General features: G+C 49.7%; 27 protein-coding genes. 6 read left to right on the top strand and 21 right to left on the bottom strand.

The window, feature by feature from the left end; all coding sequences use genetic code 11:
* The first annotated feature begins 8 nt into the window (after positions 1–8).
* Positions 9–89 (top strand): putative holin-like toxin, encoded by an 81-nt coding sequence (locus KVT34_RS32785; RefSeq protein ID WP_219819079.1) that lies wholly within the window; start codon positions 9–11, stop codon positions 87–89.
* 428 nt (positions 90–517) lie between these two features.
* Positions 518–3,397, top strand: a complete 2,880-nt coding sequence (locus KVT34_RS26785; RefSeq protein ID WP_217562839.1) for an ATP-binding protein — start codon at positions 518–520, stop codon at positions 3,395–3,397.
* A 357-nt stretch (positions 3,398–3,754) separates the two neighbouring features.
* Here KVT34_RS26785 and KVT34_RS26780 read toward each other — a convergent pair whose 3' ends face one another.
* The 7 genes from KVT34_RS26780 to KVT34_RS26750 all read right to left on the bottom strand — a co-directional run bounded on the left by KVT34_RS26780 (position 3,755) and on the right by KVT34_RS26750 (position 8,145).
* Positions 3,755–5,920 carry a methyl-accepting chemotaxis protein gene (locus tag KVT34_RS26780; RefSeq protein WP_217562838.1) on the bottom strand — a complete coding sequence of 722 codons (2,166 nt, stop codon included), beginning with the start codon at positions 5,918–5,920 and terminating at the stop codon, positions 3,755–3,757.
* A 471-nt stretch (positions 5,921–6,391) separates the two neighbouring features.
* Entirely contained in the window at positions 6,392–6,772 is a 381-nt protein-coding gene (locus tag KVT34_RS26775; protein WP_217562837.1) for a YhjD family protein, read from the bottom strand.
* A complete protein-coding gene (locus tag KVT34_RS26770) occupies positions 6,759–7,037 on the bottom strand; it encodes a hypothetical protein (protein WP_217562836.1) in 279 nt (92 codons plus the stop codon). Before KVT34_RS26770 ends, KVT34_RS26775 begins: the two co-directional genes overlap by 14 nt.
* Entirely contained in the window at positions 7,027–7,245 is a 219-nt protein-coding gene (locus KVT34_RS26765) for a LexA family protein (protein ID WP_217562834.1), read from the bottom strand. The genes KVT34_RS26770 and KVT34_RS26765 overlap by 11 nt, the downstream gene beginning before the upstream one ends.
* Positions 7,236–7,454 (bottom strand): hypothetical protein, encoded by a 219-nt coding sequence (locus KVT34_RS26760; protein WP_217562832.1) that lies wholly within the window; start codon positions 7,452–7,454, stop codon positions 7,236–7,238. The genes KVT34_RS26765 and KVT34_RS26760 overlap by 10 nt, the downstream gene beginning before the upstream one ends.
* A 96-nt stretch (positions 7,455–7,550) precedes the next feature.
* Positions 7,551–7,796 carry a YqaE/Pmp3 family membrane protein gene (locus KVT34_RS26755; RefSeq protein ID WP_217562880.1) on the bottom strand — a complete coding sequence of 82 codons (246 nt, stop codon included), beginning with the start codon at positions 7,794–7,796 and terminating at the stop codon, positions 7,551–7,553.
* Positions 7,797–7,896: 100 nt separating this feature from the next.
* Positions 7,897–8,145, bottom strand: coding sequence for a helix-turn-helix domain-containing protein (locus KVT34_RS26750; protein WP_217562830.1), 249 nt, complete (start codon positions 8,143–8,145; stop codon positions 7,897–7,899).
* 494 nt (positions 8,146–8,639) lie between these two features.
* Between KVT34_RS26750 and KVT34_RS26745 the strand changes: the two genes are divergently transcribed.
* The 4 genes from KVT34_RS26745 (at position 8,640) to KVT34_RS26730 (ending at position 10,399) form a co-directional block, all read left to right on the top strand.
* Positions 8,640–8,807, top strand: coding sequence for a hypothetical protein (locus KVT34_RS26745; RefSeq protein ID WP_217562828.1), 168 nt, complete (start codon positions 8,640–8,642; stop codon positions 8,805–8,807).
* Between the two features lie 86 nt (positions 8,808–8,893).
* Positions 8,894–9,106 carry a helix-turn-helix transcriptional regulator gene (locus KVT34_RS32780; RefSeq protein ID WP_369016296.1) on the top strand — a complete coding sequence of 71 codons (213 nt, stop codon included), beginning with the start codon at positions 8,894–8,896 and terminating at the stop codon, positions 9,104–9,106.
* A gap of 278 nt (positions 9,107–9,384) precedes the next feature.
* On the top strand, positions 9,385–10,068 hold the full coding sequence (locus KVT34_RS26735; RefSeq protein WP_217562824.1) for an STIV orfB116 family protein: 684 nt from the start codon (positions 9,385–9,387) through the stop codon (positions 10,066–10,068).
* A 76-nt stretch (positions 10,069–10,144) separates the two neighbouring features.
* A complete protein-coding gene (locus tag KVT34_RS26730) occupies positions 10,145–10,399 on the top strand; it encodes a hypothetical protein (RefSeq protein ID WP_217562823.1) in 255 nt (84 codons plus the stop codon).
* 402 nt (positions 10,400–10,801) lie between these two features.
* Here the strand turns inward: KVT34_RS26730 and KVT34_RS26725 are convergent, their stop codons facing one another.
* From KVT34_RS26725 to KVT34_RS26660, 14 genes are all read right to left on the bottom strand, one after another.
* On the bottom strand, positions 10,802–11,233 hold the full coding sequence (locus KVT34_RS26725) for a hypothetical protein (RefSeq protein ID WP_217562821.1): 432 nt from the start codon (positions 11,231–11,233) through the stop codon (positions 10,802–10,804).
* Positions 11,234–11,278: 45 nt separating this feature from the next.
* Positions 11,279–11,491, bottom strand: a complete 213-nt coding sequence (locus KVT34_RS26720) for a hypothetical protein (RefSeq protein ID WP_217562819.1) — start codon at positions 11,489–11,491, stop codon at positions 11,279–11,281.
* A gap of 58 nt (positions 11,492–11,549) precedes the next feature.
* Positions 11,550–11,966 carry a hypothetical protein gene (locus KVT34_RS26715; protein WP_217562817.1) on the bottom strand — a complete coding sequence of 139 codons (417 nt, stop codon included), beginning with the start codon at positions 11,964–11,966 and terminating at the stop codon, positions 11,550–11,552.
* Between the two features lie 153 nt (positions 11,967–12,119).
* Positions 12,120–12,518 carry a phage holin, LLH family gene (locus tag KVT34_RS26710; protein WP_217562815.1) on the bottom strand — a complete coding sequence of 133 codons (399 nt, stop codon included), beginning with the start codon at positions 12,516–12,518 and terminating at the stop codon, positions 12,120–12,122.
* A 19-nt stretch (positions 12,519–12,537) separates the two neighbouring features.
* Positions 12,538–13,272 (bottom strand): N-acetylmuramoyl-L-alanine amidase family protein, encoded by a 735-nt coding sequence (locus KVT34_RS26705; RefSeq protein WP_217562813.1) that lies wholly within the window; start codon positions 13,270–13,272, stop codon positions 12,538–12,540.
* A gap of 48 nt (positions 13,273–13,320) precedes the next feature.
* On the bottom strand, positions 13,321–13,728 hold the full coding sequence (locus tag KVT34_RS26700; RefSeq protein WP_217562811.1) for a phage holin family protein: 408 nt from the start codon (positions 13,726–13,728) through the stop codon (positions 13,321–13,323).
* The gene (locus tag KVT34_RS26695; RefSeq protein WP_217562809.1) at positions 13,725–14,003 is read right to left on the bottom strand and encodes a hypothetical protein; all 279 of its coding nucleotides are present in this window, start codon (positions 14,001–14,003) and stop codon (positions 13,725–13,727) included. The genes KVT34_RS26700 and KVT34_RS26695 overlap by 4 nt, the downstream gene beginning before the upstream one ends.
* 10 nt (positions 14,004–14,013) lie before the next feature.
* Positions 14,014–14,538 carry a hypothetical protein gene (locus tag KVT34_RS26690; protein ID WP_217562807.1) on the bottom strand — a complete coding sequence of 175 codons (525 nt, stop codon included), beginning with the start codon at positions 14,536–14,538 and terminating at the stop codon, positions 14,014–14,016.
* Positions 14,535–16,454: a phage tail-collar fiber domain-containing protein gene (locus KVT34_RS26685; RefSeq protein WP_217562805.1), complete on the bottom strand. Its 1,920-nt coding sequence runs from the start codon at positions 16,452–16,454 to the stop codon at positions 14,535–14,537. The genes KVT34_RS26690 and KVT34_RS26685 overlap by 4 nt, the downstream gene beginning before the upstream one ends.
* 4 nt (positions 16,455–16,458) lie before the next feature.
* Positions 16,459–17,016 carry a phage tail protein I gene (locus KVT34_RS26680; protein ID WP_217562803.1) on the bottom strand — a complete coding sequence of 186 codons (558 nt, stop codon included), beginning with the start codon at positions 17,014–17,016 and terminating at the stop codon, positions 16,459–16,461.
* Positions 17,009–18,136: a baseplate assembly protein gene (locus KVT34_RS26675; protein WP_254635176.1), complete on the bottom strand. Its 1,128-nt coding sequence runs from the start codon at positions 18,134–18,136 to the stop codon at positions 17,009–17,011. Before KVT34_RS26675 ends, KVT34_RS26680 begins: the two co-directional genes overlap by 8 nt.
* A complete protein-coding gene (locus KVT34_RS26670; protein WP_217562801.1) occupies positions 18,133–18,468 on the bottom strand; it encodes a GPW/gp25 family protein in 336 nt (111 codons plus the stop codon). The genes KVT34_RS26675 and KVT34_RS26670 overlap by 4 nt, the downstream gene beginning before the upstream one ends.
* Positions 18,465–18,854, bottom strand: coding sequence for a phage tail protein (locus tag KVT34_RS26665; protein WP_217562799.1), 390 nt, complete (start codon positions 18,852–18,854; stop codon positions 18,465–18,467). The genes KVT34_RS26670 and KVT34_RS26665 overlap by 4 nt, the downstream gene beginning before the upstream one ends.
* Positions 18,851–19,252, bottom strand: a complete 402-nt coding sequence (locus KVT34_RS26660; protein ID WP_217562797.1) for a phage baseplate assembly protein V — start codon at positions 19,250–19,252, stop codon at positions 18,851–18,853. The genes KVT34_RS26665 and KVT34_RS26660 overlap by 4 nt, the downstream gene beginning before the upstream one ends.
* Positions 19,253–19,254 lie beyond the last annotated feature (2 nt).

The raw sequence follows: 19,254 nt of genomic DNA, 5'->3' as shown, positions 1-19,254 counted from the left end.
GATGCCCTGTGGAAGTTAAAGACGCTTTGACGCTGATGATCTCATTTGCGAGCTTAGTGGTTCTCATTCTTTCACAGAAGAAGAAATAGACCTCCCTTGGGCAACCGGCCTTGGAGGTCTATCTTCGTCACACCATATGCAGCTGATCACCCTTGAAGGGCGAGCTATTGAAAAAGACCGCAGATGCCCCCGCATCCGCGGTCTTTTTGGCATGGAGAACGGTATAGCTTATGCATAAAAATACAAAAGTGCCACGGCTGCACGCGCACACATAATCCATCTATACGTTAGCTACCCGTATTTTAACACAGTGCATCAACAAAACAAAATCAATTCTTCCTTAATTCCCTGAAAGTGGGTCGGCATTACGGCTTGTCCCACTTCCATTTTACCCCATTTCGCTCTGGAGAACAATGACGAAAACTACGCTCGTTTTATGCAGGATTTCGTCTTTTCATGTCGAATGTGGACAGTTGCTGGATTTTTCCAGAATTATTTTCAGAAACCAGGTGAACGCATGAAATTCAATCGCTCGCGCTTATCTCTTTCGTACGTGATTGCCATCGTTTTGCTCCTTGCTCTCGTCGGAACGTCCAGTTACATCTCTTCATTGAATATGGAGCGGCAGAGCGATGCGGTTATTGAAAACGCTATTCCCGTCATATCGGCAGCCAACAATCTCCTTCAAGACCTGCTCAACCAGGAAACGGGCATACGCGGCTACCTGATCTCCAGCGATCCGAAATATCTGGAACCTTACGAGAACGGCAAAGCGGCATTTCAGAGAGACCTGGAAGTCATTCGCACGCTTGAATCGGGTCATGACGATCTCCGCATACTCATACAGACCCAAGTGAATCCGCATATCCAGAAAATGCTTACATTCTACACCTCCCAAATCGAACTCGTGCAGACAGGTAAAGTACAGGAAGCCCAAGGGCGTATCAATATCGGCAAACAGTATATGGACCAGTACAGAACTCTGCACCTGAGCATCCTGGAAGTACTGAACAAAATCAGCGACTCTTCCCATGACTCCATTAAGAGAGCCGGGTCCATGTCGCGGATGATCATTTTGAGCGGCGGCATTCTCGGTATCCTGATCGGAATCTGGTCGGGTCTGATCCAACTGCGCGCCAGCCGTGCCGAATCTCAGCTCCGTAAGAGCGAGGAAACTTACCGGTTCATGGCCGAAAGTCTCGAAGCCCAGAACGAGGAAATTATCGCCCAGCAGGAAGAGCAGCAGATTACGCTGGCTAAGCTGTCCGACCGCGAACGGGAGCTGGAGCTGATCTCGAATTACCAGGAGAAGCTGACGGGCTTTACGGAGCTGAAGCAATTCCTGCAGCATTCGATCCCCGCCCTTCTCGATTCCGTCAGCTATGACGCGGCTCTTGTCGTTCTGAAGAGCAAGGAGGCCGAACACTATGAGGTTCTCTTCTCCAGCGGCTATCCGCGCAGCTTCGCCTCCAGGGCCCAGAGCGAGCTTTACGGCGCGTCTCAACGGGTGTTCGACGAAGGCTGCGCTTTCGTTCAGAAGCGGGAAGCGACCGAGGCGGAGCGGGGGTTTCATGACGGCATTTCCGTTGCCGTCGATCATTACTTCCCTTTGCAGGATGACCGGCAGCAGGTGATCGGCTTCCTGCTCCTGACCAACTTCCACGGCTTCGACCGGCATGAAGAGAAGGAGCGGCTGACGCTGGGGCTGATCCGTCAGTTCGATCTGGCGTTTTACGCCCAGATTATGAACGACGAGCGTCTCAAGCAGGCCGCGCACCTCGAAGAGCTTAACGATCAGCTCGTCCTGGAGAAGCAGTATATCGAGTCCCAGCGCGATCTGATCGAAGGGATTCTGGAAGCGGCGCATGAAGGCATGATGATGTGCGACCGCAACGGCAAAATCCTGATCGCGAACAATCAGATGCATAAGTTCTTCCATCTGGATGAGCAGATCGGACACGACTTCGTGGATTCCTGCCAGGAAATCGCCGCGTCGTCAAGCGGATTCACCGGCGTTTCGCAGTCTATTAAAGCGCTGTTTGACGGCGATATCAGCCAGCTTAACGAGCGCTTCACCTTTATGAACGGAGAAGAGCCGCAGTTCACGGAGATTTACGCCACCTCGGTCGGCGAGAACGATAGCGATGAATCCGGTTATCTGTTCGTATTCCGCGACCGGACGGAGGAAGAGCGCATCGATGCCATGAAAAACGAGTTCGTCAGTATCGTGTCTCACGAGCTTCGTACGCCGCTGGCCAGCGTACTCGGTTTCATCGAGATTCTCATCCACCGCGAGCTTCCACGCGAGAAGCAGCAAAAATACCTGGATACCATTTTTAAAGAAGCTACGCGTCTGGCCAATCTCATTAACGATTTTCTCGATCTCCAGCGGATGGAATCCGGCCGACAGGTGTATCATTTTGCCCCGGTGGATATGAAAGAGCTGGTTTACGATATCGTCGAGAAATGGCAGGACAATCAAAACCATGACATTGGGGTATCCGTTCTTTCGTCGGCAGAAGTTTGGGTCCGCGGGGATAGCGACCGGCTCCGCCAGGTCGTTCAGAACCTGCTCAGCAATGCGATCAAATATTCGCCGGGTGCGGAACGGGTAGATCTCCAGATCCGCGAAAGCGGCGGTTCCGTTTTCATTGATGTGACCGACTACGGGCTCGGAATTCCGGAAGAGGCGAAAGAGCACCTTTTCTCCAAATTCTACCGGGTAGACAACTCCGACCGCAGGCAAATCGGCGGCACCGGACTTGGACTTGCCATCGTCAAAGAGATTGTGGAAGGCCATCAGGGTAAGCTCAGCTTCCGTTCCCAGATGGGGAAAGGATCTACCTTTACAGTCGAGCTGGTTCCGTTTGAAATGGTCTCGCTCAATAACAAAATCGTTATTTTCGAGGACGACGACAATCTCGCTAAACTGATCCAGGTCGCGCTTGCGAAGCTTCAGCTTCCTTCCGTTCAGCTCCGTTCCGCGGAGGAAGGCATTCTCTCCTTAAAGCGTAAAACGACGGAAGCGCCGCTGCTCTTCATCGTGGACATTCATCTGGAAGGCAGCCTGACGGGATGGGATTTCATTTCGGAACTCTACCACCATCCCGTTTATAACCGGACGCCTGTCATTGTCTCCACCGCTTTGGAGCCGCCTCTCGATTACCACGAGAAAGATATCGAGAAATTCATGCGGAAGCCTTTTACCATGGAAAGACTCATTCAAGTCGCGCAGGATCTTCTCAGCAACAGAGACAAGCCTTCCTATGTCTTTCCGTCGCAAGACCGCAATCTGATCACGTCCTCCTTGGAGCGTAACGGGATTAAAGTACATGATGTCAGAGTAAACGCCGACACCATTGAATTTGACATCGAAACGGAAGATGAAGAAAAGTAATCACGACCTGGTATTTTAAAAAGAAAACAACAAAGAAGCTATCTCCGGATTACCGGGATAGCTTCTTTGTTGTTTGATCTGTCAGTCGTTGATTGAACTCAGGCTGCGTTCGGATCTATTTCCGTTGGCCAACCAAAACAATTCTTAAAGACTCATTTGTTTCGGATTTGTTCCCTTGATGCCTCACATTCACTGCGATTGATTCTTCATTCCGCATGAAGAGTTCATACGCTTAGCTGCCTTCTACCGACTTGTGCTCTGTAGCTTTGTAGCTCAGCAGTTCCATAAGGGCACATTTAGGTCACTGTACGCCCTTGCCGGTATTACCGCTTCAATCCTAATCCTGCCAGTAGCACTCTATTTATCTGTATCGCTCTTATCCGCTTTGCCTTTCTTGGCCCGTTTGATCGGCTTGTCCGGCTTCTGCCGTTTCTGTTTCGGCTGTTTAATCTTTTTGTTGCCAGCCTCTTTGTCGTCAGTTTCGTTGTCTGCGGCTGCATTCTTCTCTACGGTAAACTTGCCGGACAGTTCCTGGAGCTCGGAAGCTAACCGGGTAAGCTCGGATGCGGAAATGACGATCTCTTTCATACCGGCGTGCTGCTCTTCCGTGGAACGCGACATGTCGTTCATTTTGCCAAGCGAATCTCTGGAAATTTGAACCGTTTCCTGCATGGAAGCCGCGACCTCTTCCGTACCGGCTGAAATTTGCTGTGTCGCCGCGGAAACTTCCTGGATTTGTGCGTTTATCGACGATACGGTCTCGAGAATATCTTCAAACACCCGATCCGTGTTGCGTACCTGCTCTACGCCCCGGTCTACTTCGGCTTTGCCGTGCGACATCGACGCGGCAGCCTGTTTGGTGGCCGACAGTACTTGTTTGATCGTATCGTTGATTTGGACTGTCGCCCCGGAGGTTTGTTCCGCAAGATTTTTCACTTCCTGCGCAACCACGGCGAACCCTCTTCCGTGCTCGCCCGCGCGTGCCGCCTCGATAGAAGCGTTTAAAGCAAGCAAATTCGTCTGTTTAGCGATTTCGGATATAAACCCAACTACTTGATGAATACGGGCTGAGCTTTCCTCCAGCGCCTTTATAGTCAGGGAAGTCGCTTCCACTGCTTCGCTTGCCTGTTGAATTTGGTGAATCGCATCCTGCATGTCTCTTGAGCCCTGGTTTACTCTTTGCACGGCTCCCTGTGCAACTTCCGACACCGTGGAGGCGGAATCCGCAATTTTGGTCACACCCGCTGCCATTTCATTCATGGCCTCCGTTGTTTGTTCAGCCGTTTCAAATTGGGTCTCCGCCCCTTTTACCATAACCAGGACAGTCTGATTCACATTCTGGGAAACATCCGCCGATTGGGTTGCAATAGCGCTTAACTGCTGCGACGATGCCGCCATATGCTCAATCGCCATGCTTAACTTCTGGAGAAGCGCAGAGAAGGAATTCAACATCTCGTTGATGTTCTGCTGTACGTCACCCATCTCATCCTGCGATTGTACCTTTAACCTTCTGGATAAGTCTCCTCCGGCGATGCGTTTCATCATAGCGGAAATACCGAGAAGAGGCCTCAAAATAAACGTAGACAGCCAGATAGCGGCAGCTACTACAACAATAGCGGATACGAGAACGATTATCTTGGCGACGAAGTTTACCTGATCAACCTGGGAATAAATTTCGTCCGAGTTTCCTGTTACAACTATGCGCCAGCCAGGAACCTTGATTTCTTCGTAAGCCGCGACCTTACTGGTATTATCCTTTTCCTTATAAGCCACTTGTCCCTGCTCTTTAACAAGTACCGTTTTATTGAAGAGCTCCAATCTTTCCGGAGTCGCTATATCCGATAACGGCTTACCGATACGGTCAGTCTGGGGATGAACCAAGTAAATGCCATCTTTGGACATAAGATACGCATATCCGGTCGCGCCAATCTTTACCTTGTTGACCTGATTGATCATCCGGCTCGGATTTATCGCGGTTTGCAGCATACCTGCGAATTCTCCGTTTGCCCCTATGACAGGCGCGCTGACTTTCAAAGAATACTGATTGGAGCTGGAGTCCTTAATAATATCGGACACAACCCGTTTCTTCGTATCTTTAACACTTTTAAACGTCTCGTCATTTGCAAGACTGCTTTTCTTGCCGTTCTGATCGACCGCCTGTCCGTCTTGATCCGCAAACAGAGCAATCTTCACCTCGGTATCGTTTTCCGACATCGTTTTAAGAATCGCGATTTTTTGGGCCTCCGTTTGAGTGCCAATTTCAGTATGATTTTGGATCACACTCTGAACCGTAGATACTTTCTGAACAAGTGTCGAAGATATGTAATCGGCCGTGTACGTTGTTATCTTCACTTGATTCTCCTCTATGCTTTTCCGGAGTACCGATGTGAATTGATTACTGAGAAAATACTCCGAGACAAGCAGCGGAACCAAAGCCAAAATTAATAAAAGAAGCGGAATCTTCACCTTTAGCGAGTTCCGGTTCAATCCTTTAAAACTTTTCGTTAGCATTTGTTTTTTCATCTCTTTAATCCCCCTCTTTCTGTTTAAACGTCTATGTGTATTTACTTAAAAGAGATAACATCCATTTTCTATGTCCTAATCAATTATATCGGTTTAATAGGGTTAAATGTTTTGAACAACGGTCAAAAAATACACATAAAATTTACATCAAATAACATAGAAAGTGAGGTATTTTATACAGAAAAACACTAAAAATCCGATCAATAAATGTATGATAACCCTTTCATAATTCGTTTTAAAAAATATGGAGCTCATCGCTTAAACTTAGATTACGAGGTATATTAAGCACGCCACAGGCTGAGGTAAAGAGGAAACAATAGCATCTTCCAAGAAAAAAGCGTAGATAACAAAAGAAGCGCAGATCCTGTAAGATCTGCGCTTCCTGTGACGTCCCAGGAGGACGTATTAATATGCCGAAAAAGCCTGTTGTATCAAGGTTTTGGCGAATCCTTGTGTAAAATTTGTGTAAAATCATGTTTTTTTGATTCCGATCTCCAGATAATATTTTAGCCTTATGGTTACTTCCGCTTTTACAAGCCGCCAAACCATAGACATCCGTTCTTCGTAGCCCGAAAAGGCGTACATACACCGCAGGCTGTTTTCGTCTTCCGTCACAAAGTAAATTTTAATGCCTATTTCCCGCAGCTGCTTTTTTATCTCCGTCAGATCATGCGTCACCGTATCCATCACTCGATCATAAAACCAGACAAACGCCTCGGGCACTTTGAAGCCGGGCGTGTTTGTCATTATTTTTTTGTTTATCTCCAGCACTGTGAGCACGTACGGGAGGAGTATGTATTCTTTGATCAAGTGTCTTTCTTCGGCGTTAAGTCGCCCGTTAATTTTGTCCATAAATACCACCGCCACCAGTAGTTGAGCCGGAAGCCAGAGCCGCTTTCTTCTCCGGCTTCCTTTCCTCCGACTCAATAATAACTACTTCCGATAGCCGGCGGCCCATAATATAAACGCCCTTCCGCAAGCGGTCCAGCGCGTCAGCCAGCTCAGGAGCAGCTTTTCCAGTCTTCCGCTCCAGTTCTTTCAGGTCCGGCATTCTTCCGTTACTCCTTGAAAAATTAAAAAGTATCCGCAGCACTTTGCGATCCAAATCAGCCAGCATCCTTTATCACCCTTATTGTGCGCGGCTGCGCAGGCTCCCAGTTGATCCGTCCTTTTCGTTTAAGCTGCTTAAGCAGACTGTGAATAGTGCTTGTCGAGCTAATGCCAAGCTCCGCCCCCAGCTCTCGCGTCGAAGGCGCGTATCCGTGTCGGTCTATAAAATGTTGAATCGCATCCAACGTTTCAGTTTGTCTCCTGGTTAACTCCATGTTGTCACGTCCTCTCTCGTTGTGGGCATCGCTGATAAGATATGATCAAGGCGGAAGGTACGCGGGGAATTTTTCCCCAAACAGAACGCTTTTATGCTCTCGCCCTCGATCTCGTTTACCTGGATAGTACGCTTCGTGATTTGCTCTTTGCGGTCCACATAGATAATATCCACCGTTTGGCCGATGTAACGTTGCAAGTTGATAAACATGCTATCGCCTCCGATACGAACGATTGTTCTTATTATAATGCGAACGCTTGTTTGTTTTCAAGACATAAAAAAAACCTCCCTTTCGGGAGATATGAATTAATTTTTCGAAGCTTTAAGGGCCTCGATCAGTCTATCTTGCCGCTTATCGGCTTTGTACTCGTTAACCACCATGAAAGCATGAATAACACCGGGAACGTAAAGACAAAGCGTAAGAATGAAGCTCATAAGGGCTTGACCAGGCTTACCACAAGAAAGAACGGCCAGCGGCGGAATGAAACAGAGTAAATAACGCAATTTTGTATCCCCTTTGAATTGTGATAGCGCGTAGGACCTACGCACCATCATTTTAATACAATAGTCAGGTTTTGGAAATACTTTTTGTGCCATCATTTAACATTTAGTTGGACTTCGAAATTTTCTTTGCAGCGATTCGCAGTGCTGTTTATAAGTCCTCTCCTGCCTCGTGTTCATTCGCCTCTACCCTATAGGAGATGACCTGTTCAATACGAAGCCCATACACCCGGCAAATTGTTTCTAAAACGTCCGAGCGAACCGGGAATTCATCTTTAAATATTTTCGCAACTGTACGCGGGGCAAATCCGCACTCCTCATACATATCCGTCTTTTTCTTTTTTTGGTTGCCGGAACGTTGCCGATCGTACCAAATGCGAAACGGCTCAAATGTAAGCATGTTGTACCATCCTTTTTACGTTTATTATATTCGTTCGAATATTTTTATTCAATATAGTATATTTTTATCTCATAACGTATTGCTTTTATCTTCCCGATCGTGTATATTTATATTAGGAAGTGAAATAAAAGAGCTTCCCGGGAGGAGGAAAAGCATGAAAGATTGGGTACAGCTTATCACGGCGGTCATTCAGGCAATTACAGCAATCGTTCTCCTTCGCCGCGAGAAGCCAAAGAAAAAAGGAACCAAAAAACGTAGAGCTCGCCGCTAAACGTCAAAGTTCCTTAGGAAAGGTCGGGATGCACCCCGGCCTTTCCACCCAATCTTAACATTCCACACGTGCAAAGTAAATATAAGTTAAAATGAAGTGAACGGAGGGAACGGTATGAACGTGATTACCTGGATTGCTGTCCTAGCGGCCCTGGCTCTTTCGGTCGCTGCCCTTGCTAAAATGTTGCGCAGGAAATAACAATGAATAAGGAGCGAGCATAGAAATGAAAATCTATGTCTTTGAAAATGGCAGCAAGAGCAAACTTATAGCTGTTCTTGTTGAGAAAGACGGTTCTAAACGCGAGTTAGTAAAAACCGATAAAGGCAGAGATGATCTACTGAACCAAATCGACGAAATGAACTTGTCTCACCTGACAGTATCATTCAAGTAGGAATCATAATGACCGGCAACTTTACACCTTCCCCGCTGCACCCCTATAATTTGAGTCAGACCTAAGCAGTGGGGAGGTAAACATTTTTGGCGCTCCGTATTGGGAGGAGCCGTTTGCCCGAACTTCTCCGGAGAGCAGATATGACACAAGCAGAACTAGCCCGACGGATTATGCTTTCCGAGTCATTCATAAGCAAAGTAATTGCTGGACAAAAAAGGCTGTCGGTCATCAAAATGAAGATGGCCGCGAACGCTTTGCAATGCAGTATGGATGATTTGTACGAATGGGAAGACGAATAGGCAAACGGTTGTAGCAGGATTCCTGCTCCTTCCGTCGGCGCAAACCTTGACCCATGGAACAATGTTAACTTACAATTACTGTAAATCGGCAAGATTGTAAGGGCGGTTGAACATGAGAAAGAGAAAGAAGTTTGAAGAAGGCGAACTCGGCGGCCATATAATCGCCTTGGCGTTTATGGCTTATATCTATGTATTTATTTTGATTGCTATTTACCGGGCGTTTCCCGATTAGTCAATAAACCGGAGATACCGGTGAGGCACGAAAGGACGAAAAGAATATGAAGAAGAACGAATATGAAAATTTGCTTCGCGTGTTGATGTTTGTAAAAGGGATGATGACAGAGGAAGGCGAGACGGACTTTTCCGAACTACGGCCCCGTGCAAAGAGGGAAATCTTTGACCATGCGGTTAAAGTCCTTGGATGGGATAATTTCGAGACTGACGGGGATTCCGACGGCTGCGCGGCATTTTACGATTGTGAGATTGGACGCCTTATTTTCTTCTCAAACTCCCAGTCCGGATACCAGGAGGACATTCGCCAAGAATTAACATCTTTTTACGTGGATGATGACCAAACGAGCAATCTACTAGAATCAATTGACACGGTTCTGAACGAGATTAACCGGGCCTATGCAGTTTCTACTCCGCTCGCTCTGCTTAATACCTCCATTATCACCGCGGACGGGGATTTCACGCTCCAGACAATCTCCGCCCAGCAGGCAAAAGGTTTTGTAACCCAGGCCGCACGTTTGGATAGCGCCGTTGGGCACGAGTCTACGGCACAAATCATGACTGCGCTGCTTGGCGTAGACGTCCCGGTCAACCGGCAGCAGTTTGTCCAGCAGCCGGGGCAGCAGGCGCTCGTGTTCAAACTCAACGGCCGGCCGCCAGAGGGAAAGATCCTAACGGCTGATGAAATCGAGCAGATCGGATATAAGTGGCAGATACTCTCAATGAAATAAACCAACCGCAAAGCTGCCTATATCGTGATATGATGTAGGCAGCTTATTTTTTGGATAATTATTGCAGGAGGGGACTATGGGGAGAAAATCTATTGGGCAAAGATTAGAGTCTGCAAAATCGACTATTTCGAAAGAAGCTGCAGCATTCGACTGGGCTGCAAGCTGGAAGAGTGAACATGAGGAATTGGTACGTCAGCTTGAACGAGCTGTACGGACCAATGATTATGACCTGCTATGCAAGGTCACCGGACAGCTAAAGGCTGTCCATGAGAAGAAATTTGAGGCACTGCCGAAGGTTCTTGAAAACCTGCTTCACCATCAGCCGGAATAAAAAAAGCCGCGGGATGCTTCCCCAGCGGCTTTTTTTGTAGGTAGATCTGGACTTAATTTTTAACCCTCGCCCTTATGAGGGGCGACATACTTAAATTATAGAGGGGATGGTCGGTTTTGGCAATAGTTGAAAACTTTTTCTAATCGTCCACCTTTTCCTTTTTTTCATTATAACGTGTATGATAGTAAATTTGGCATTTCCGACAGTGTTTTGGCTTTCCCCGGTGCGTTTTCAGAGGCTCAATCCATTCGCCTCCACACTGACGACATTCGCCGTTTCTTGCTCTTTCCTTGCGCCTTAGCTGCTCCCTCTCGCGAAAATAATCTCTACGCCTTTGGTTGGGCGTTAAAGTATGCTCAACTTCCACGGATACAGGTTGATTCTGCTTCTGACGATCCACGCTCATGTGTCGCTCCCCTGAAATCGGCTTTTGAGCCAAGCCGGGCTCTTCCCATACATGGCATCCGGCCGAATCATGGTGCCATTATATCCTGGATTTAGAGCATCCAAGCCGGCTTGTCTGATGTACTGGGGTGTTTTTCCTAGACGTTCGGCCACATATGGGGGCCCTACATATTCGGGCACTGGAGAACCCACAACCTCCGGATCGATCCAGGAGCGGCCTACAAGGTCCATTCCGTCAGGATTAATATAGCCGACCTGGCCGTCGATATCCCGATAAAATTGTATGAATACCAGTTTATCGGAGTATTCTTTGGCCCAGTTCTTGGCTTGCTCTATCGCTTTGTTTCGGGCGGTATGCTCCGAATGCCGGATAGGATAGGGACTCCCTGCCTCATCGGTTACCGTAACGCTGTATTTGTACCTTGCCACTAGATCCACCTCATCAAATAGGAGGGCCGTAGCCCCCCACTCATGTCATTTTTCCTGTTCTGCCTTTGCCGCTAGATAAATCTTTTCCAAGTCGTCAAAACGGAGCGCTAGGGAGTGTATCACTTTTTCATCGTTTAAAACAGAAATTTTCACAGCAACATCAGGTTCGTTACCAGGAAGGACAAATTCACTCACATCGTATACCGCGACTAGGTTTGTCCTTCTTTCAGGCGAACGATTGTAAATTACTTTTTCCATTCTTTATGTCCTTTCACGCCTCGCCCGGTATCTCCGGTTTGTTGGCTCCGTCTATTTTTTAATTTTTCCACTCTAATTTTCCGCCGTATATGTTCATAATTCTGCTGGTTCCATTCGCAACAACTTCAATTGCCATGTTGCCCAGACTTATGTCATAAATGCGGACTTTACGTTGTGTTGCCTTTTCAACGGCTGTCTTGTAGCTACCCAGGTCAGTTCTTTTCACATATTGTTTGCGAGTGTGCAAGTTCATCTCCTGGGATAAGAGATAAACTTGCATACCGTCAATGTTGTTAATGGCAAAGTATAGAGAGCCGTTCAACTTTTTGATGACTGTAAAGCCGAAGTCTTCCGGCTGCTTAATCTCTTTCCACGCCAAGATAAGAGCTTGGGCGAAGTAATCCTTTACCTTGCCGCCGAATTTTGCAGCTGCTTCTTTGGCAATTTCCCAAGCTCTTACCATGACGTTTTTCATACTCATTCTCTCCCTTTATTTGGATTCTTTCTCTGAACTAAATATAACATTTTATATTTCAAATTACAACTCTTTATGTAAAAGTGTTTTGGGAAAAACAAAAAAAGCCCCCGGCCATTAGGCGCGGGGGTGTGTGCTTTATGCACAGGATATTCACATACTGTCGCGAGCTTCAATTTGAGCGTTAACCGTTTTGACTTCTACGGCGGGTTTCTGGCTGCTGTTGTACTGCATCCAGGCGGCCTCAATGGTCGCAAGCAGCTTTTGGCGGTCTACATTGATCCCGCGCCGCTGCAGTTCCTTGGCCGCGTAGTCGATCGCCTCTTCCATCTTCTGTTTTCCGTCGGTAAAGGCTCCTTGCTTTTCTGCAAAGGCAAAAGCTTCCTGTGCAATCTTAGCGATTAGGTCCTGTTGGGCTGCGTTGGTGTGGGCCTGGAGCCACTTAATAGCGCGGTCCTTGATAACGTTAATTGCTACCCCCAAAATGCCTACAACGGCCATTATGACGGCCAGAAGAAGGGGCTTAAGCATGTCGGCAATTTGTTCAGACATCGGAATCATCCTCCTTGGATTAAAGAATATCGGCAATACGTTTAATCAGCAGCGCCGCATACTCGCCATTGACCGTACCGCCGACCCGCGCGTTGGCAGCCCAGAAGTCGGGCGAATCCATCACGCCGGCCGCGTGCAGCTTTGCCAGCGCCCTCTCTAGAGCAGCATCCGGCCCCGTCGCCGCGGGAGCTGCTGGCAGCCCGAAGGCTTCCGCCAAGCCGTCCGCGGTTGCTTTAGCTACTTCATTCAAAAAATTATCATCCTTAAGCAGCGCGGTATCTACAGCCGTGTCGATAAAGCCGTACTCCAGGAGCGCCGCTGGCATTTTAGTTTGACGCAAAACGGCCAGGTCGCCGGTCTTCCGGCCGCGATCCCGCAGGCCACGACGAGCAAACGCTGCAGATACATGCTTATGGATGGTGGACCGTATCGCTCCGGTGTGGCCGCCATCCGTCCCCGTATAAACGAACGATTCAAAGCCGGTGCCACCGCCCGCGTTGATGTGGATGGACAGGTAATAGTCCGCGTTCAGGTTATTTGCAAAGGCGGCCCGCGCCGAAAGGTCCTTCGCTTTGTTGGTGCTGAGGTCCTTGTCCGTTGTCCGGACGTACCGGACTTCCGCCCGATCTCCAATATATGCTCCGATACGCTGTGCAATCTTAAGAGTCAGGTCTTTTTCACGCATCCCGTTACCTACCGCGCCGGGGTCGCTACCGCCGTGGCCGGGGTCGATTACAAAAATCGGTTTTTTCATGTTATTCCCTCCCATAAATAAGAGCCCTCCGGCAAGCACCGGAAAGCCTCACTCTGATTTATTGCCGCCTTTACTCTTAAGCACGGCGATGATGTTCCGGATCGCGTCCGGCATAGGCAGCCCCATCCGGCCGTAATTTTCGGTCAGACTTATGACCTCATTAGCCGCGTAAAAATATGTGGCCGCGGTCAGAATGCTGTTACCGCTGCCGATTAGCATGTCGATCCGGTGGGCCAACATCAAAACAAAAAGGATCAGCCCTTTGCGGGCCAATCCTTTGAATCCGATCTGGCTGCTTAATCCTTTCCCTTCACTGAGAGAGGCGGCAATGCCTGTTAAATAGTCAGCCATCATCGCAAATAGGAGGAAAGTCAAAGCCTCCGACCATCCCCCGTATGCGTATGAGATGAAGGCCCCAAAAGCCGCGGCTATCGCGTTAATAAAGTTCTGATTCACATGGGTTCCTCGCTATTCCTCATTATTGGGACGCTCTCATAAGGCGTCATTAAGGCTTTTGTCTCCTCATATTCCTGCTGATTGATCCAGCCGTTTTGCAAGGCTTCATTTAGGTACTTTGCATCGTAGGTTTCAGCAAAATATTCTTTGACCGGTTCCCTGTAATCCTCCCGGATGCCCTTGCAGCCGTCTCGCTGCGTAAAGCGGTCGGTACCGTATACGTAAATGCTCCGGCAATATGTGTTACGCAAAAAACTCAGTACTGGCTGTTGCATGATATCCCTCCTATGTGGCAATAGATTCGATCAACTCTTGGAGATCCTTATTCATTTGAGCTTGTTGCCCTTTTAGCGCCGCCTGTTCTTGCATAGCGAATTCCATATAAGACTGGAAGTCTTCATTCTGCCGGGCGATTTCCTGCCGAAGTTTCTGGTTTTCCGCTGCCAGTTCGGCCACCGTCGGCGGCTTGGGCGGCTCCGGCTTGCTGCCGACCAGGAGCGCCGCCCCGCGCCGTCCCTCGGCCTCGGCCGTCACCTCGTAGTAGGGGTGTCCGGTCAGCGTAACAGAAGAAACGCCCTCGATCACCGAGAGCGTTTGCTGCTTGCCGTTTATGGTTAGCTGTACGTCCGCATTGTCCGGCACTGGCTCTCCTACATAGTCGTAAATGCTGACGGTTAGGGTAACGGTATCCTGTGCCGTATCCGGCTGCTTGTCAGCGGACAGGCGGACATGGGTCAACATGTCATAAAAGGACTCCCCGAACGGCTCTATGACATAGACAAAATTGTCCTCGATGCGGTAATCACTCATGCCGGGACACCTCCTGCAAAGTCAACGTCCACACTTGTCGCGACGCTTAAGCAGGTCACCTCTACGACTAGTGTAGATTTAGCATAAACAGGCTGTGGTAGTACGGCGTAATATGTGCTTCCCAGTACGCCCGGGCTAGGAAAGTCGTTAGGACGTGCCCACCAGTTGCCGGAGCCGGTTCCCCCAATGCTCCTGGCTTGCGGCCCCGAATCGGGTGCGTAAGTTTTAACATAGCCGCCATCAAAACCGATATCGCTGTTTTGCAGAATACCACCAACCGCCCCCGCAATCACTGTTGTGTCAAGGTACACTGCTCCATCGACAAGTACCCGTAAACGTACAGTATTTGAGTTCGCCAATACTGCAATTTTTGAAAGATAGCATTTGCCCGAAAGATTTATCGCATTGATTGCTTGGTTACCATTTAGCGAGATTGACTGCCTTTTTACAATAGGCTTATATTGCTCCATGCCATTGCCTCCTACCTCCACCCAAGGATACCACGTTGTACTGCCCGCGCTGGATTGTCCCCTTCTTAAGAAAACTTTGTCCGTATAAAAATCATGTGCTATTTGCTTGACCCAATAGGGATCGAGAGAGTGAGTTATCACCTCATAGTAATACCACCCTGTACCCGGCGCATTAGGACAACCTACTCCGTCATAAAATCCCGTCTGCTTGATGTTATTAAGGTCCGTTCCGCTGATTACGGTTGTTTTTCGGGTTAAGAGTTCGTCTCCGTTCCATTTAGCCTGAACCCCTGGCTGGGTGATTAGATTAATACCGCCATCCGTGTATTCGTTGACGATGTGGAGACTATGCTGTCCAGCCCCCGGATAACCGATATAGCCTTTACGCCCCTTAGCCTCTCCCTCGGGATAAAAAGCCTGAAAGACGTGACCGGCCCCTATTAAAGAGAGGGCGTCCCCATCCCCGGTAAACTTCGCTTTGGGGAATTCACTTCTACCCCCACTTCCGGAAGGGGGCATTAAAACTTTCCATGTTGGCGTAAATTCCACCCCTGCGTTCGTTGCAATTCTCCCCGTGTCAAAATACTCGATGTTTCCGAAATTAAGGCGTAATCCCGTTGCGCCTACATTTTGATGCGTATTGGAATACCGATACTTACCGCCCTGATCCACATAACAGTTATTTCCCCATAAGGTTTGCCCGCCGCTGCTTGCGCTCAGGTCCCCCCACATATTGATCGCAAGCTGCCTGCCGGTTTGATTAGATGTATCGATATTTATGGGGCCTTTGACTGTTCCGCCCGTGTTCTTTTCCAAAAATGCGGAGGGGTCCTTACCTTGCAGCTTATCCGCATCGAGTCCGCTACCCGCGCCGTCTACTTTTACGAGCTCCGTTAAAATCTCGGCACCCGTCATCTTGATAACGAGTGACGCGACCTTATCGTCCGTGTACTTTTTTGCCCGCCCCTCGGCGTCCCGGACATCGTCCTGAGTCGCGTAAACGAGAGAGCTGTCTATTGTGGCCGTGACGTTTGTCGCGGTGCCTACGATGACAATGGCGTCGATAGACTTTTCGACCAGATCGGCGCCGCCGGTGGGCGGGATATACTCCGCGTTGGTCCCGGAATTGCCATAGCAAAACAGGATTTCTCCCTCGTCCGGATCTTGCGCAAACACTCCAATCTCCCGAAAATAGAAGCCCGTCGTAATGTCCTGGTTGGACAGCACCGCGCCGATTACGGCCCGGCCTTGCGTCTGGATTCGTAGCTTCGTGATCGGAAGGGACTTTTTCTCCGAAATTAGTTTATTAAGCGTCGGGATCGACTGCCCGGCGAGCTGGCCGTCACCGATCGCCATCCTTGTATAATTCAGGCGGACGCCCGTCTCTGCCTTTGCTTGCAGGTTTCGCCCTTTGTTCGTTAGCACAAATCCGCCGAATGCTCCCACATTCTCACATCCTTACTGTCATTTTTTCTCCGAAGTGAAAGACGCCGGCCACGATCAGCGGCAGCTCCTCTGTCTGGGAGATAATCACCCGTTCAAGCTTTGCGCTGAGTCGCTTAACGGACTCCACCGCCCGGTAAAATTCCTGCGCTCGGTCCTGCGTCACTTCCGGGTTGTTTGTGATAACCTGGAAACGGAACGGCTGCCCGCCGTATTCGAACCATTCCTCGACCTTCCCCTCCCCGAAAAGCGTAGCGACCAACTCCTCCACGGCCGAAGGCGTGCCCTTCCGTTTGTGCCAATGGAACGCGTTTTTTACAAGTTGCCGCTTTTGCTCAATGGGCAAATCCGGACTGTAAAAATCAACGTGATATTGCCAGGCCAGTTCATCCGCCAATCCGTCGCTTACCTCGTCCAGCCTGTCCGGAATGGACAATTTTCGTATTTTCGGAATCAGAGCCTGCAGCTCATTGTCGAAGACCAGCGCAATTGCCGCGAGATCTCTATCCCGCCGTAGATTGGGCGGCAGAATATCGAGCATGCTGGCGTGTTGGATATCAATCATCAGCTAGACCCCCATAGTTGATTTTGACCCGTGAATCCTGGGCGATCTTAAGCGTCGATAACTCGGCGTATGACGGGCTTATCACGTTGAGCCGCAACGCGCCGGCGGATTTAACCCTCATGATTAGCTCCGTTGGATCAATATCCCGGCCCAGCTTGGACTTTTGCCAAATCCGATATCCCTCTACCGCGTCTATGACCGCCGTTTGAATATTCGCAGATTCGGCCGCCCGACTCCTGGATATCCAATAAGTTAACTCAATATCGTACGCCACGGTTTCCGGCACCCGTACTGTGACGTGATCGGTTAGAGGCCGGACGCGCCGGTCATTAACCGAGTTATATACCGCATCGAGTATATCCTGCGTCGGCAACTCGCCTCCTGCCAGCAGGGGGAGGACCGTCACACGCCCCTCTGACGGCGAATAAACTCCAACGTCAATGATTGCGGAACTCGCCGACTTCGCCCAATATTCGTAAGCCCCCTCTGGTCCTGCCGTTGAAAAGGATTCAGGAGCCGTCCGGATACGCTCTCGGAAAGCGTCGTCCGATTCTGCCTCCGCGCCGCCGGCGCTCTCCGTTGTGTTTCGGACGGACTGGATAAACGGCAGCGGATCAATCAAGACATTAAGCTGCCCTGGAAGAAAACCGTTGCCCGCTTCGCCCGGAATGGAACAAAGACCGGTTACGGTGCCGGTTGTTTGCCCCGGAAGGATCTCAGCCACTTCTTCGGAGGAAAAGAATAAAAGCCCGTTCCCACTTTGTGGGCCTATCCGTGTGCCGGCTGGAATGGTTATGGCCGATGTCATGGGGGCCGATAATTTGAATTCAAGCGTGGTCCGGGCGGCCGCGGCTGGCAGTTCCGTTACTCCTGCAAAGGCTCCCATGTGCTGCAGCACCGAACGAGGAGCGTAGCGGAGATAGTTTTGTTTGGCCGTTTGATTGATCAGTACATTTTGCTGTACGACAAAGCTGGCGAGGGATAGTACAAAGAGGCGCCTTGGATCAGCAGGCATAAGCTGCGTATCATTTAGCGCCTCAAACATGGTCATTATATTGTTGACGGTTGTTGTCGGATCGGCATCCGCAAATATTAAATCGGGTAAATCCGAGAGTTTCAAGTGCCTTCCTCCTCCTTAAGCGTGTACCGCACTACGGGCACGAGGCGGCCGCTTGCGGCGCTTTCAAAATCCGTGTGAAAGGTTATGTCCTGGACGGATGCGCGGGGCTCCTGAGTTAATATAGCTGCCATAACTTGCCCCGTTAACCTGGCCTGAGCAACCGGCAACGGTTCGTCAATGATGTTGAGCGGAATGCCGATGTCGCGGGATAGAGGCGCCGCCCCTGCCGGCGTAGAAAGGATCGTCCGTATATTCTGCTCCACCTCGGCGGCCAGACTGGCGGGGGCAAAGTCAATAGGGACCTGCTGCCGCATATCAACGGTGTAAATCATACATATTCCTCCAGTGAGATATTTGCCGTAGCGGTAAGAACATTCCCCTGGTTGTCGATAGTCCCCCATGACTGTTCCAGACTGGTAATGATCCAAAGTCCTACGCCTAGTCCCTTGCCGCCTATAGTGAGAGACATCGCTTTGCCGGAACGCTCGGTGGCGACCAATTTGTCAAGCTCTTTCCGGGGATTTACACCATACCGCACATCAAAGCGCATAACGAACGAGATCGTATCCAGCCCCGGGCCGACCCACTGGGTTTTTGGCTTTTTGCCCAGAATCTCATGCTTGCCCCACCGGCTGGCGCTGCTCCGCTTAAATTCGTCAAAAGTACGTAGCGTCTCGGCTGTTGCGATAAAAACGATGTCTCCTAAGGCGCCTATCACAGCCGATCACCGCCCCTCGTCAAAGTTCCGGTCACTTCGAGGTCGCCCTCGATGCGCACGCGGCCAACCGCCTTTACCGCAAGTACGCCCGAAGAGCGGTCATAATAGACATAACTTCCATCGTCAAACCAGGTCCCGCGCTGATCGGCGTTTCCTGGCGGTGGCCGGTCCATCGTGGAAAAGGTTCCGAGGCAAACCCCTTCCGCCCCCTTTTCCGGGAAGATGCACACCACCATTTCCCCCGGGGCAGGCAGCGAAACACCCGCTGACCATCCAGCTTGCGGGGAGAGCAGCGGCAGCTCATCGGAAACTTGGTCATCAAGATCCGGAAAAGTCACCCGTACAGATCCGGCGGAATCATTTACTGACGAGACGTAGCCAAATTTCACAAAATTCACAC

This window comes from Paenibacillus sp. GbtcB18 (assembly GCF_019091125.1).
GTDB classification, from domain to species: domain Bacteria; phylum Bacillota; class Bacilli; order Paenibacillales; family NBRC-103111; genus Paenibacillus_F; species Paenibacillus_F chitinolyticus.
Note: the sequence above shows the minus strand (reverse complement) of the source record. Positions and strands in the feature narration are given on the sequence as shown.